Origin of the sequence: Synechococcus sp. RS9902 (assembly GCF_014279635.1) — a bacterium.
In the GTDB taxonomy this organism is placed as follows: domain Bacteria; phylum Cyanobacteriota; class Cyanobacteriia; order PCC-6307; family Cyanobiaceae; genus Parasynechococcus.
In genome coordinates this window covers 1,138,411-1,151,414 of record NZ_CP047949.1, presented here as the reverse complement: position 1 = coordinate 1,151,414, position 13,004 = coordinate 1,138,411, and the positions used below count along the sequence as shown (strand labels likewise).

Annotated in this window: 18 protein-coding genes and 1 riboswitch; of the genes, 7 read left to right on the top strand and 11 right to left on the bottom strand. The window is 54.7% G+C overall.

All coding sequences use genetic code 11. From position 1 onward, the window contains the following. Window positions 1–146: 146 nt before the first annotated feature. From SynRS9902_RS06125 to SynRS9902_RS06115, 3 genes are read left to right on the top strand one after another with little or no spacing between them, the layout of a single operon-like run. Window positions 147–404, top strand: a complete 258-nt coding sequence (locus SynRS9902_RS06125; RefSeq protein ID WP_186510367.1) for a hypothetical protein — start codon at window positions 147–149, stop codon at window positions 402–404. A 4-nt stretch (window positions 405–408) separates the two neighbouring features. Next, window positions 409–630, top strand: coding sequence for a DUF3721 domain-containing protein (locus SynRS9902_RS06120; protein WP_186510366.1), 222 nt, complete (start codon window positions 409–411; stop codon window positions 628–630). Further along, window positions 627–911 carry a hypothetical protein gene (locus tag SynRS9902_RS06115; protein WP_186510365.1) on the top strand — a complete coding sequence of 95 codons (285 nt, stop codon included), beginning with the start codon at window positions 627–629 and terminating at the stop codon, window positions 909–911. Before SynRS9902_RS06120 ends, SynRS9902_RS06115 begins: the two co-directional genes overlap by 4 nt. Window positions 912–926: 15 nt before the next feature. On the opposite strand, the gene SynRS9902_RS06110 is transcribed toward SynRS9902_RS06115, so the two are convergent. Beyond that, window positions 927–1,097, bottom strand: a complete 171-nt coding sequence (locus SynRS9902_RS06110) for a conjugal transfer protein TrbI (RefSeq protein ID WP_115161875.1) — start codon at window positions 1,095–1,097, stop codon at window positions 927–929. Between the two features lie 680 nt (window positions 1,098–1,777). On the opposite strand from SynRS9902_RS06110, the gene SynRS9902_RS06105 reads away from it, so the two are divergent. Together SynRS9902_RS06105 and SynRS9902_RS06100 are read left to right on the top strand one after the other, a co-directional pair. Beyond that, complete coding sequence (locus SynRS9902_RS06105; protein ID WP_186510364.1) at window positions 1,778–2,353, top strand: helix-turn-helix domain-containing protein; 576 nt, start codon at window positions 1,778–1,780, stop codon at window positions 2,351–2,353. A gap of 391 nt (window positions 2,354–2,744) precedes the next feature. Next, window positions 2,745–4,289: an iron uptake porin gene (locus SynRS9902_RS06100; protein WP_186510363.1), complete on the top strand. Its 1,545-nt coding sequence runs from the start codon at window positions 2,745–2,747 to the stop codon at window positions 4,287–4,289. A gap of 94 nt (window positions 4,290–4,383) precedes the next feature. Here SynRS9902_RS06100 and SynRS9902_RS06095 read toward each other — a convergent pair whose 3' ends face one another. Further along, the gene (locus tag SynRS9902_RS06095) at window positions 4,384–4,665 is read right to left on the bottom strand and encodes a hypothetical protein (RefSeq protein ID WP_370586326.1); all 282 of its coding nucleotides are present in this window, start codon (window positions 4,663–4,665) and stop codon (window positions 4,384–4,386) included. Window positions 4,666–4,700: 35 nt separating this feature from the next. Further along, the gene (locus SynRS9902_RS06090; protein WP_186510362.1) at window positions 4,701–5,366 is read right to left on the bottom strand and encodes a Fe2+-dependent dioxygenase; all 666 of its coding nucleotides are present in this window, start codon (window positions 5,364–5,366) and stop codon (window positions 4,701–4,703) included. An 81-nt stretch (window positions 5,367–5,447) separates the two neighbouring features. On the opposite strand from SynRS9902_RS06090, the gene SynRS9902_RS06085 reads away from it, so the two are divergent. Together SynRS9902_RS06085 and SynRS9902_RS06080 are read left to right on the top strand one after the other, a co-directional pair. Further along, window positions 5,448–6,494, top strand: a complete 1,047-nt coding sequence (locus tag SynRS9902_RS06085) for an extracellular solute-binding protein (protein ID WP_255446230.1) — start codon at window positions 5,448–5,450, stop codon at window positions 6,492–6,494. 115 nt (window positions 6,495–6,609) lie between these two features. Beyond that, window positions 6,610–7,224: a ferritin gene (locus tag SynRS9902_RS06080; RefSeq protein WP_255446229.1), complete on the top strand. Its 615-nt coding sequence runs from the start codon at window positions 6,610–6,612 to the stop codon at window positions 7,222–7,224. 348 nt (window positions 7,225–7,572) lie between these two features. On the opposite strand, the gene SynRS9902_RS06075 is transcribed toward SynRS9902_RS06080, so the two are convergent. From SynRS9902_RS06075 to SynRS9902_RS06040, 8 genes are all read right to left on the bottom strand, one after another. After that, on the bottom strand, window positions 7,573–8,121 hold the full coding sequence (locus SynRS9902_RS06075; protein WP_186510550.1) for a Crp/Fnr family transcriptional regulator: 549 nt from the start codon (window positions 8,119–8,121) through the stop codon (window positions 7,573–7,575). A 320-nt stretch (window positions 8,122–8,441) separates the two neighbouring features. Further along, window positions 8,442–10,028, bottom strand: a complete 1,587-nt coding sequence (locus SynRS9902_RS06070) for an iron uptake porin (protein WP_186510361.1) — start codon at window positions 10,026–10,028, stop codon at window positions 8,442–8,444. Between the two features lie 70 nt (window positions 10,029–10,098). After that, window positions 10,099–10,731, bottom strand: coding sequence for a HupE/UreJ family protein (locus SynRS9902_RS06065; protein ID WP_255446228.1), 633 nt, complete (start codon window positions 10,729–10,731; stop codon window positions 10,099–10,101). 7 nt (window positions 10,732–10,738) lie between these two features. Further along, window positions 10,739–10,888, bottom strand: a riboswitch (cobalamin riboswitch). A gap of 27 nt (window positions 10,889–10,915) precedes the next feature. Next, the gene (locus SynRS9902_RS06060) at window positions 10,916–11,167 is read right to left on the bottom strand and encodes a hypothetical protein (protein WP_186510360.1); all 252 of its coding nucleotides are present in this window, start codon (window positions 11,165–11,167) and stop codon (window positions 10,916–10,918) included. Next, window positions 11,164–11,472: a hypothetical protein gene (locus tag SynRS9902_RS06055; protein ID WP_186510359.1), complete on the bottom strand. Its 309-nt coding sequence runs from the start codon at window positions 11,470–11,472 to the stop codon at window positions 11,164–11,166. The genes SynRS9902_RS06060 and SynRS9902_RS06055 overlap by 4 nt, the downstream gene beginning before the upstream one ends. A gap of 34 nt (window positions 11,473–11,506) precedes the next feature. After that, entirely contained in the window at window positions 11,507–12,211 is a 705-nt protein-coding gene (locus SynRS9902_RS06050; protein ID WP_186510358.1) for a 16S rRNA (uracil(1498)-N(3))-methyltransferase, read from the bottom strand. An 81-nt stretch (window positions 12,212–12,292) separates the two neighbouring features. Beyond that, window positions 12,293–12,598 carry a hypothetical protein gene (locus SynRS9902_RS06045; protein ID WP_186510357.1) on the bottom strand — a complete coding sequence of 102 codons (306 nt, stop codon included), beginning with the start codon at window positions 12,596–12,598 and terminating at the stop codon, window positions 12,293–12,295. 118 nt (window positions 12,599–12,716) lie between these two features. Next, on the bottom strand, window positions 12,717–13,001 hold the full coding sequence (locus SynRS9902_RS06040) for a hypothetical protein (RefSeq protein ID WP_255446227.1): 285 nt from the start codon (window positions 12,999–13,001) through the stop codon (window positions 12,717–12,719). Window positions 13,002–13,004 lie beyond the last annotated feature (3 nt).

Below are 13,004 nucleotides of genomic sequence, written 5' to 3'. Positions count from 1 at the left end.
TCATTTTTCAGTAATGAAATCGAGCTCGCGATGCGCGCTGATCAAAACCTCCGCGTTCTTCTGCCGTAACGCCTGATCAGCAACGTTGCTCAAGGCCAATCAACGCGCAAGGCTGTCAATACGTTGAAACCACTAACAAGCGACGCATGAACGACCATAACCAACTAACGCTCACGGCTCGCGAGATGGTGCGAGCCCACGCCTACCCCGTACTGGCTGCCGTCAGCAGCCTCAGCCTGCTCAGCATCGCAATTCTGCTGATGCCGCAAGCGGTCAAAACCCATCGCTACAACCGCTGCATTGATGCACAGATCACCATGCGGGCCAGCATCAATCCCAAGGGAGGCACAGATCCCGGCAAGATGAACTACCTCAAAGCCGTTGAACACTGCGAAGGCTTCTGAACCAATGCGCGTCATTCAACCGTTATCGGCTCTCAGCTTCGGCGTTTTGGCATTGTTGGTGAACCAAAGGCCGGGTTTGGCCCACGGCAAAGGCCTCTACGCAACCGAAACCGAAGCCAAGCAACGAGCCGCTGAGATCGGCTGCACCGCCGTTCACAAAAACGACGGGCGCTGGATGCCTTGCGCTGATGAACGGGAACTCCACCAACAGCTGCGGAAGCAATGAAAGCCTCCAGAACAACCAGCCGGCAGGCACGGCGCATCCATCGCTGGCTAGTGCCGATCGCCGCAGCACCACTGCTGATCACCGCAGGAACCGGCTCCCTCTACAGCCTGCTGATGGAGCAGAACATTGATGCTTTCTGGCTGCTCAAGCTGCACACAGGACAATTCGGCTGGCTCAATCTCCAGCCCGTGTACCCAATCCTGCTGGGAACTCTCACCATTGTTGTGACCGTGTCTGGGCTGACGATGCTGCTCAGGCCAGCCCGTACGACAGGGAATTGATATCACCCCGTCCGCCTACTCCGCGCAAGTGCAGCCGCAGGAGCCACTGCCATGACAGGGCTCGTGGTTGGGATGGCCGGTGGCACAGGCCTCTGAACAGAAACTCTGGCCATCGCGAACAACAGCTTGGGACGCCTGCACCTCACAGGTGCAACGCGGACAGGCACAGGGAGCAGCAGGAGCCATCACAACAAATCAATCAACTGTAGTCTAAGCCGAAAAAAGATGACCACAGAGCAAACACACCATTTCCACACACAATTCACACGAAAAGATTGACAATGATTCTCACGTCACACAGCGACCTATAAGCAAAGGGCCACTCCCAATAGCAGCAATGAAGAAGAATTACAAGATAAACGCCAACAATCACAGCGCAATAGGCCAAATAGCACAAGCGGAAGCAATTAAATTCACTACGAATCAATCAGAAAGCAGAAAAATAATGAGAGCAGCGCCTCAAAGAACATGAACAGAAATGATCAACTGAGAAGCAATACGCTGCGAGAAATCAATGCATGGTGCTACCGACGCGCATCTCACCTTTCAATCACAGGACACGACCAGGCAGCGCAAGCCCTAACGGAAGAGCACATGGAAGCACTCCAGAACGCTAAGCCCGAAGAGACGCTATGGGTCGAGAACTAACAGACATAGCCCCTTTATCGCGCCGGCGCAATGTGTCATATCTTACCTCGAAGAAAGCAAATATCACAAGAGCAGACAAAAGCAGTAAGCCACATCGTGCTATAAAAAACATCAAACACGCACAAAATCTTGAACAATCTGTTGATACATAGAAAAAAGATTTTAGCAAAAAAATTAAGCGCATCTTGGCGTAGCAAAAATCACAAGTCAGCACATCAATGAATACAGATAACAACTCCCGGTCCAAGAGAGGCAGACCAATATCCCTGAATCCGTCCGAAACAATCGGCCTAGAAAGGCCTCAAGCCGGAAAGAAAATAGAATTAATAGTCAAAAACGGAGTCATCCGGATTGCAGCGAAAGAATTCAATAATGCAGAAGACATAACTTTAGCCTTTACATGCAAAACAGATGTTTTCAAATTCCAGTATCCAAAAAACCTAGAACTCTCGATAGAGGCAATAACAGACACAACATATACAGTTGAATCAATAAGCAAGACAGAACCCGACACAAGCGATGCAATTATGGACTGGATCATTCAACTGCATATTGTGAGGCATGAGACAAATCTAGAAAATCGACTGATAAAATTTTTTAGATTACTAATAACAAGACTAGGAAAGAGGACATCAGAAGGGCTACTACTAGAGCACACACTGTCTCATGCACGTATTGCTGAAATCGTTGGGTCTACGAGATCAACCGTATCAAGAACGATTAGCACTCTTAGGAAGACCCGTCAAATTTATATTGATGAGCTAAGGGGCCAGATCGTTCTACCCGTGAATTAATTAACGCCCACAACGACATGTTCCACCTTTCCACTTGGAGCATTTGGATTTCTTGCAACCCTTTTTCTTATTTATCGAAAGACGCTTTTCGGAAGAATCAGCCATGATCCTAGACATTCATTTCAACAACAATACTGCTCATCTCTGGGTTAGAACCACCCTGGAGAAGCAACAAAAGACACAAGCTCGTAAGTCATCTGATCAGAGTCAAGTAATCTCTGCATAAGATTTCGGGCACTCAAGGAGATACAAACAAACAGTAAGGGCCTAAATCAAAAGAACTCGCAGGCGTATAAAAAGCTACTTTGAAATGAAGTAAACGAGTAGCAGGCAAAACATCGGAAGCGCAATATGGGGTCGCCCGTATGGGCTTTCCCGTGTGAGGAATCCAATGAAGCTTTTCCAGCAACTGCTGGTGGCTCCTGCTGCCCTTGGCCTTCTGGCCACCGGCGCTAATGCCGCCGAGCTGAACATCAACAGCGTTTCTGATTACGCGGCTTCCGCTGATCAGGTCACCAGCGTCACCCAGTTCTCTGACGTTTACCCCACCGACTGGGCCTACCAGGCTCTGGCCAACCTGGTGGAGACCTACGGCTGCGTCGCCGGTTACCCCAACGGCACCTTCCGTGGCAACCGGGCCATGACCCGCTACGAAGCGGCTGCCCTGCTGAACGCTTGCCTCGACCGGATCACTGAAGTGACCGACGAGCTGCGTCGCCTGCTCAAGGAATTCGAAACCGAGCTGGCCATCCTCAAGGGTCGCGTTGACGGCCTCGAGGCCCGCGTGGGCGAACTGGAAGCAACCCAGTTCTCCACCACCACCAAGCTGCGTGGTCAGGCCGACTTCTTCATGGGTGCCGTGAAGTATGACGACCGTGATGAATGCAACGAGGAAGTAGCCGGAGCTTGCGAAAGCGATGGATTGAACTTCTCCTATCGCTACACGCTGAATCTGGACACCTCCTTCACTGGTAAGGATCGGCTGTACACCCGTCTGCGCACGGGAAATATGGACAACGTCTGGACGCAAACAGACTCTTATCTGTCTGATGCCAAGAGTGGTGATAACACCATGAAGGTGGACAAGCTCTGGTACAGCTTCCCCATCGGCAATGAGTTCAAGGTCACCGTTGGTGCGCTGATCGAGAACTACTACATGATCGAGACGCCCACCCGTTACAAGCCGATCCTGAAGGCGTTCAAACTGGGCGGGTACGGTGCAGCTCTTGGTGCAAGCACCGGCCAGGGCTTTGGTGTGCAATGGCGTCAGGATGTTGATCCTGGCGATGCAGCCTTCAACATCGCAGTGAACTACGTCGCCGATGGTGGTGACGGTGCCCTGAGCAATTCAGAAAAAGGCATGTTCGGTGAAAACACCGATGCCTATCTGCTGAGCCAAGTGGGCTATGGCAACCGCAAGTGGTTCATCTCAGCGCTCTATGCGCTGAAGAATGCGCAACAAGACGATGGCGTTACGGAGGCCAAGGCAGCAATGGGGTATTCGACCCCCACTGCTAAAAACCTGGCTCACCCCCTGCACGCCGTCGGCCTACGCGGCTACTGGTCACCTGAGGACGACGGATTCATTCCCACGATCAGTGCGGGATTGGACTTCGGCTGGGCAGATAGTGAGTATTACGGCAATGCCGAGGCCGTAAAAGGGTGGATGGTTGGCCTGAACTGGAAAAATGCCTTCATGGAGGGCAACAAACTGGGACTGGGCTTCGGTTCCTATTCCAGCTACGCCACCGAGATTCGTGACCGGCCAAATGGCGGCGACCAAAACTTCGCCATCGAGGCTTACTACGACTTCGCTGTAACCGACAACATCACCATCACTCCTGCAGTGTTCTGGGTTGATGATGCCAAGGGCAAGGATCAAATTGATGGTGCCAACAAGTTTGGCGGCCTGGTCAAGACCACGTTCAAATTCTGATTACCAACATCAATCAAACAAATGGCGCCCTACGGGGCGTTTTTTTTGCAAAAAAAGAGGGGCTAGCGCCCCTCAAACGACCTGAATCACGGATTCACCAGCAGTTCTCACCCTCACCAATGGGAACACAAACATCTTCTTGTTCAGCTTTTTTGAGAAGAGCCTCAGCCTCTTCATTCATCACACTGTCGTCATCGACAGCTTGATCCGTCGACCACTCCTTCAAGCCGCCGCCATCCTGGGCCTGCAATACCGGTAAATCAGCTGAAGCCAGCAGCAGAGATGAAGCGGCCAGAAAAACAGTGACTGCAGAGGGTTTGGCCATGTAGCAACGCCAAAAATTCATTATGAATAACGCTAGCGCCCAAGCCGCCACGAATGAGCCAGGTCAACGCATCATTTGAAACACCATCAATCGGAGAGCCGCCGTACAGCGTTGGAATAGGCCTGAAAAATGAGATCAAGCTCATCCGAACGTCCATACTTGGCCAGCAATCCACGCGCCCCAGCATCCAGGTTGAACAGCAAGGAACGATCCTCAGCGGATTTCACATAACTTTCGATCCAGCCGACACAGGCATAACGCGTCCCCTGCATCACTGGCGCAACGCAATGCAGTAAGGAGCTGGGGTACACAACCACCTCACCAGCAGAACAACGAAATTCCTCACCATGCTGCCCCGTCTGCAATTGCAAAACTCCCCCTTGATAGGAGGACGGCTCGCTTAAAAAAACGGTGAAGGACAGATCGCGTCGGCCGTAACGGGAAAACGGATTATCCACATGCCATCCATATCCATCGCTGGGTGCACAGCGGGAGATCAAGACACTGTGCACTTTGCGGATCAAAGTAAAACTCTTGATCAAAGGATCTGCTTTCAAGGCCTTCGACACCAAGTTCGCCACCCGATTTGCTAAAGGGGATTCAGGATCAAGTTGATGATTCTTTTTAACCGAGGCCGCTTGCTCTCCCGCCGTGAGTCGTCCATCCAGCCAAGGCAAGTCGGCAGCACTCAGTTGCTGATGAATGGAACCAACATCAGCCTGCGAAAGCAGTGGACGCACAAGATGATCCATCGGCAATGAGGGCAAAAGCTTTCCTCACCCTAGGCAGTTGACCAAATGATACGAAAACATCGCGCAAATCAGCACAGTCAGATGACATCCAAGACCTATGATGGAGTGATTAAGAGTAAATCCATGTTGAAGATTCTTGCTGGACTCTGCCTAATCACTCCCTTGGTTGGATGCGCAGCTGTTGGTGCGCAGGAAGTGCGTGTTTATTCAGGTCGCCACTACAACACTGACCGACAGGTTTTTAAACGTTTTAGTGAAACAACAGGAATCAAAGTTCGCCTGATTGAAGCCACCGGTATCTCTCTGGTGGAACGACTCAAGCGAGAGGGAAGCAACTCCAAAGCAGACGTGATTCTGTTGGTGGATGCTGCGCGCATCAATGATGCAGCCAATGCAGGATTGCTGCAGCCGGTTCAGAGCAACACCCTGAAAGCGAACATCCCCGAGCGCTATCGGGATCCATCCAACCGCTGGTTTGGCCTAACAAGGCGCGTGCGCTCAATCATCATCAACCCCAAGCTGGTTAATCCCTCCACGATCAACAGCTACGACGATCTCGGCAAGCTGGAATTGAAAGGAAAGCTTTGCCTGCGCAAGAGAAAGAATGTCTACAACCAATCCCTTGTTGCTGACCAAATTGTCTTAAAGGGTCAAGCCGGAGCAACAGCCTGGGTCAGGTCCATGGTGGGCAATGTCAAGCAGCCATTCTTCTCCGGAGATACATCCCTCATTCGTGCCGTTGGCCAGGGCAAATGTGGCGTTGGCGTTGTGAATCACTACTACCTGGCACGCATGCAAGCCGGAGACAATGGCAAGGGTGATCAGGAGCTAGCAAAGAATGTAAAATTGATCATGCCCAATCCAGCACACGTGAACATCAGTGCGGCGGGCATTGCCACCTCAGCCCAAAACAAACGGGAAGCGCTGAAGTTGATTGAATTTCTCTCATCTCCGAAGGGGAGCCAGACGCTTGCTGGACCAACCCACGAATATCCTCTGAAAAGTCAGGGCTCCTCAAGCGTGCTGAAACAGTACGGACGATTCATCCCAGACAACGTCTCCATCAGCGCGATCGGTGCTAACCAGAAGAAAGCGATTCAAGTGATGGCGCAGGCTGGCTGGCGTTAAAAGTAACTTTTAAGTTATTTGCAGGAGAAAGTTCTAAGATCGACTGGTTATTGATAATGAGTCTCATTTAACTTGGTGCAAATGACACGCCAAGCGTGCATTTCAATTCACCGGTATGTATCGTTTAAATATCAGCAGGCAAAAAGTGCTTTCAACATCTAATTCAAGCCCCTCTTCTTCAATTGCTTGCGGACCGGCAGGTCGGGCAATTGCCGAAGCAATTGATGCTGATCTTCTGAACGCAGTCCAAGCCCACCTCAACATGGAGAGGCAAGGCCATGCCTCCTATTTCGCTGCTGCAATCTGGTTTGCTGAACGGGAGTTGAGAGGATTTTCCCGATTCTTCCGAGACGAATCCAACAGCGAGCATGTACATGCTGCAAAATTCGCGGAATACATCATTGCTCGAGGGCAAAGCGTTGCACTACAAGTGGTCGAAGCCCCCTTGCAGAGCTGGGCATCTCCTGCAGATGTGATGGCAACAGCATTTCAAATGGAGGTTGATGTCACAGCTTCGTTGCAACAGCTTTATTCGATGGCAGAGAGAGTGAACGATACGCGTACCACAGTGTTTCTCGACCCGATGGTGGAAATGCAAACCCAGTCAGAACACGAATTCGCGCACCTTCTTGGACGCGTGAAGTTTGCAGATAATCAAGCTGCAGCTTTATTACTCATCGACAATGAGCTTGATCAAGGAAATAACAAGCCTGCATCTCTTCAAGGATAGAAGAGATTAAACGAAAGAAATTCGAATGACATACAAGACCACAAATACTTTCTAACTTTATTCAGCGCATCCAACATGTCATTTGAATAGTTCTAAAACACCTTCGGAGCATTTCTTCAAGCAATAATCTTTGCATCGAATGCGGTTTTGAATAGCAATTAATTTCCGGCAATATGGATTTTATCGACAAACATCGGCATTGGTAGAAAGATATCTCCGCAAGAAGCCGTTCTACTAATCCCTGATCCTGGCATCGTTGAATTGATCGAGTGGCACATTGCATACGCCGCCAAATCCAATCAACTTCGCTGCAAAGGTCACCAAGTAAACCGAGCGAATTCACAACTTTCAGAATTGGAGTGGTGAAGAATCGATGAGCTCAGGCGAAATTCGCATGGTGACATCTCCAGATGCCATAGCCACCAAACCCGCTTGACGCCATTTGGAGAGGAGACGTGTTGTGGTTACCCGTGTAGCACCAATCAGCTCACCAAAGCGATCATGAGTGAGACGAAAAGGAAGCTGATAACAATCGCTGCAACGGACGCCTAAACGGTTCACCAAAAGGGCCAAAAGAGCATGAAGACGCTGCTCTGCCTGACCGAGATGGCGGACTCGGAGAAGCTGCAATGTCCATTCGTTCACCGCATCAAGCCCCAGCTCATCCGTTGAGACAGCATCACGCCGAAATTTCAAGGCTGTAAGGGCCTCGATGCACACGCCATCACTGCAGAGACGATCGGTGCGCAGGCGATCGCCCGACTGCAAAAACGCCAGGGTCATTCCCTCCGTTTCTTCGCAGGGGCAATACACGCGGCACACCCCTTCAATCACCTCAAGAACCGTGGCCTGATCACGCCCGGCTGGATCAATCAGCACCGTCTGCGAGCGGGGCATGCTCAACGGAGCAATCGGATTGTCCGGCAGGAAGCGGTAGGCGGACGTGGTCACGGATTATCGCGATTGAGAATTACTCGCAACAATACAGATCTCTTGTCGATATTGCAAGTCATTCTCAATAAGGCCCCCAAATTGAGATCTTTTCTCAACTGCGGCCGACACCCGCTCGTTGGCGTGCAACAGCAGGGCGCGGAGCAACTGGGCATCCCCTTGAATCCGAAGCATTGGCGTGGTGACGGGCTGCCACCACGTTCAACGGGGCCTTCAACAGGAGGTTGATCCGTTGCAACCGCGCGACGTCGCTATTGATTCACGGCTCAGAACACAAATGTCGTTTTGATCAGGCCGCCCAGTTGCTGGAAGGTTGAACCATCCGGTGTGAGCTCACCCATCGGTCGCGACAGATAGAACAGCGCAGGGGTGACGCTGATTTTGTCGGTCACTTGGAACTGATACCACCACTCCCAGATGAACTGGGCATCGGCAGCGGTGTCGCCACCACGCAGATCCGTCGCAAAAACGGGCTGGCCCACAGCCATTCCGGCGTTGTTCCCCGCCACCAACACATCGTTCCACTCCAGCCCAGCCCTCCAAGACTGACTGGTGCTCAACTGGCCTTCACGCTGGGTATCGGACTGATTGATGCCCCAACCGAGCGACAGCGATGGAAGCCAGCCGCTTTCCAATGGCTGCCAGAAACCACCCAGGGCATAGGCGTGGGTCACTCCCCGATCACTGAAGCGATCCTTGACAAAGGGCGTGGCGTAGACGATCAGATCTTGACCGTTCTGAACCTTGGAATAGAGGGCAGCAACGCCCCAGTTGTCACCCTCCCAACCCAGCTGCAGGGTGCCGGTTCCCCCCGCCTCGTCGGTGGAGAAACCACCGGTACGGGTGTCGCTTGATGCACCATTGGCCGCCACATAGTTGGCCGAAGCGCGGGCTCCGCTTTCCGCAGCCCAGCTGAAGCCCACGCCCGCACCTTTGTTTTTGTTGTAGGCCCCCGGAGCTCCATTCACCGTGAGCACATCGAGAATCGGGTCACTGGGATAGACGCTCGGCCAGATCGCGAGCATGTCTTCCTGGCCAACAATCGGGCCGGTGGTGATGGTGATCTCATCCCCCAACGGGAAGGAATAGAAGAGCTTGTCGATCGCCACCAGATTGGGGCGATCACCCTCCTGAAACGCAGTTTCCAGGGTGGCCAGACCCGACGGGCCACCACTGCCGAAAACGTTGCCGTCTCCGTCGAAGTTGCCGCCACGCAACACCGTGGTCAATTGATCCTTGCCGGTGAAGGAGGTCTCCAGAGCCAGCTGGAGGTCGTAATTGAATACCGTTCCGCCGAACTCGGAATTGCTGTCCGAACGCAGCCGGGACGCGGAACCCTTGAAGCGGCTGGCTCCGAACACCCAGGTGGCCTGGCCCTTGAGTTTGGTGGTGGTGGAGAACTGGGTTGCTTCCAGTTCGCCCACGCGGGCCTCGAGGCCGTCAACGCGACCCTTGAGGATGGCCAGCTCGATTTCAAATTCCTTGAGCAGACGACGCAGCTCGTCGGTCACTTCAGTGATCCGGTCGAGGCAAGCGTTCAGCGAGGCAGCCGCTTCGTAGCGGGTCATGGCCCGGTTGCCACGGAAGCTGCCGTTGGGGTAACCGGCGACGCAGCCGTAGGTCTCCACCAGGTTGGCCAGAGCCTGATAGGCCCAGTCGGTGGGGACAACGTCGGCGAACTGGGTGACGCTGGTGACCTGCTCAAGGCTGTTGCCACTGGCAGTAGCCGCGTCATCAGAAACGCCGTTGATGTTCAGCTCGGTGGCTTGGGCGGCTGGGCTGTTGACCACAGCCAAAGGGGCGATCAGACCAAGGGCGGCGGGCGCCACCAGCAGTTGCTGGACAAACGTCATGACTGGGAAGAGAAAAAAACCCCAGAGGTGATCCCTGGGGTCAGAAGCGGTAAAAAAACCGTGCTCGTGATCAGTCGATCAGGGCAACCCAGGCAAAGGCCATGCCGATGCCCATCCAGATGCCGGCACCAAGCCGTTGCCCCTGGGAGCCGAGGCGCTCAACCAGAGACTTGGACCAGTTGCTCACCACCAGCAGCAGCGCGCCTTGGCCCATCAGCAGGCCCAGGAAATAGGTGAACAGCGGGGTGGGTTCCGCACCAACGATGGTGCTGCCCAGCAGAAAACCATGCAGGGCCACCAGCGGCAGCAACCAACGGGTGGAGGCCACGGTGAGGGCCATCAAACCCTCCACCACCAGGCTGAGGGAGACCATGGCCTCCGCCCAGGGAGCCACGGCATCCGGCAGGGGGATGAACTGCGAAAGAACACTGCCGCCCAGGCCTGCAGCCAGCAGAGGAATCACCCAGGCGCGGGGACGTTGCAGGCCGATGAAGGCGATGGCCAGCAGGAACAGGAGATGGTCAGGACCCAGCAGCGGGTGACCAATGCCACTCAACAATCCCTGCAGGGGGGTGAGTTCAGCGCTGTCGCCCATGCCAAAGGGGTGGTGGGCGAACGCCGGACTGGCCAGGAGAAGAACCGCCAGAAGCGAAGGGCCGGCGATCTGCAGTGGCCTGCGCAGGGCCAGTGGCAAAGAATTCAAAAGTCGATCCTCGTCGGTTTGATCTGGCGGGCGTTCTGACTGACGTGGGCGGAGAGCCGACGTTTCACAGCTGCGGGACAGCGGCAGATTTTCACTGCTCTTTCCCCGTTTCCTTCAGCGGCTGTTCCCCGCTGAAACCAGCACCCCACCCTACCGGCGCTTGGCCGTCGCCCCTGACCAACAATCATTCGGCCTGTGGCGGTGCATCGGCAAGGTCGGTGGTGTGGAAATTCCAGCGATCACCGTCTTCCAGCCAGAGCTCCCAGGCCAGGCGGCGGCCGCTCCGTTTCAGTCGCAGCTGGCCGCCAAAACCCGCCGGAGAGGGGTGATAGAGCTCGGTGATGTCGTCAACAGGGGCTCCATCCCGGCTGAACACCTGCTCCACCTGCTCACCAAGCCGAGCCGTCAGGTCGCTGCGCAGCTCATCAACCGTCACGCCGGCTGGCTCGAGAAATCGAGCACCAGATCGCCAACGTCATCCCGGCTGATCTGGAAACCGAAGCCATCAACGGTGCCGGTCCACAGGCCCGAATCAATATCCGCCTCGATTCCCTCCAGCTGCTCCACCTGGTGATCAAAGAGCAGGCCGAAGCAATGGGCGGCGACCTGCGCGGCCTGGGACGCATCCATTTCATCGAGTTCGTGGGCTTCAACCGGACACCCATCGAGCAGTTCAGCATCGATGACGTTGCCGGACCCAACGTCCTCCACAAGAGCTTGCAAGCCAGCCAGATCGTTCATTGCCGTCGCTGTTGAAGCAACACACGCACCACCATCATCCCTGGGCCAGAGCGGTGGTGAGGGCCGTGTCCACGCTCAAGGTGCGCGATCCCAGATGCACGGGCTGCGCGATCACCGCCTGAGCCAACTCCAGTTCAAACGGCACAAAACCACCCTCCGGCCCCACCATCACCACAGCGGCCCCCGCTGGGGTGTCGCGCAAGGGAAGGGAGGCCCCCATCTGGGCGATCCAGCAGGGCCGTCCGGTACAGAGATCCTTGAGCTGGTCTTCGACAAAGGGTCGAAAGCGCCTGTGCTGATGCACCCGGGGCGCCACGGTGTCGCTGGCGCGCTCCATCCCCGCAAGCAGGGCCTCGTGCACCTTCTCGGGTGCGAGCAAAGGCGACTGCCAATAGCTCTTTTCAACCCGGGCGCAGTTGATCAGGTGAAGGTTGGCCACGCCGTATTCGGCCACGGTGCGGAACAGACGGCGCAGCACCTTTGGCCTCGGCAAGGCAAGAACAATGTCAAACCGATGGCGGGGCGGCGGTGGCTGGTTGAGGTCCACCTCCAGCACCACGGCATCTGCATCCAGGGCACAGATGCGGCCCTGGCCCAGATCGCCATTCAGCTCACCAACTCGGATGCTGTCGCCCACCGCAGCTCTAAGCACCGAACGGATGTGATTCGCCCGACGATCCACAAGACGAACCCTCCGTTCATCCAGCCAATCGGAGCGGTTGAGAACAACGATGTTCATGGCTGGATCTCAGGGATCAACAGCACGCCGTCACCAACAGATCCGTCAGTTCAGCACAACAACTTTTCAGGCCCACAATCCTCAGCAGTGTTCGAACACCCCGGGGATCAACTCCTGCTCGCGGCGCGCCTGAAACTCAGCGTCGGCAGCATGCAGCGCCGCAGGATCGTCCTGGAACCAGCAGCCATAAAGGAGATTCAGGATCCGATCAACATCGAGATCACGATCAGCCACGTCCTGCCAGAGGCGTTGGCTTAATTCAGCATCAGCCAGCTGAAATTGAGCCTGGGCCAGGCGTCGGGCTGCGTCGAAATGGGCCTGTTGCAACTGCCGCGACGGGGAGTCGTACTGAAGCAACCGTCCCTGGATCGTTTGAAGCAAACCCATGCCATCAGCTTGGCTGCATTCAGATTGAATCCGCAGATGCCGATCGACAATGGGTCGTCATGCTGGTTTTCAAACAGCAGCACCAAAGCCGATCAGGAATGATCGATCAAGGGCTCGATCAACACTGATCAAATCCCAAAAGAATCCTGTCCTGCAAGCCAGCGTGATTGAGGCCTGGACGATGCAATTGCAGGGCCGGAAGAAGATCGAGCACAAGATTGTTGGCCCGGCGGGATTCAACGCAAACGCCAACGCGATCCCCCACGGAACGGGCCAGACGGATCTGATCCATCACCAGCTGCAACTGGAACATCTGCTGGTCGAGGCTTCTGGCATGGGCAGCCCCGTTGAGGCTGCAGCCCAGCAGCACGCTCAACCACCAACCCTGTGATCGCATCAGCATCAC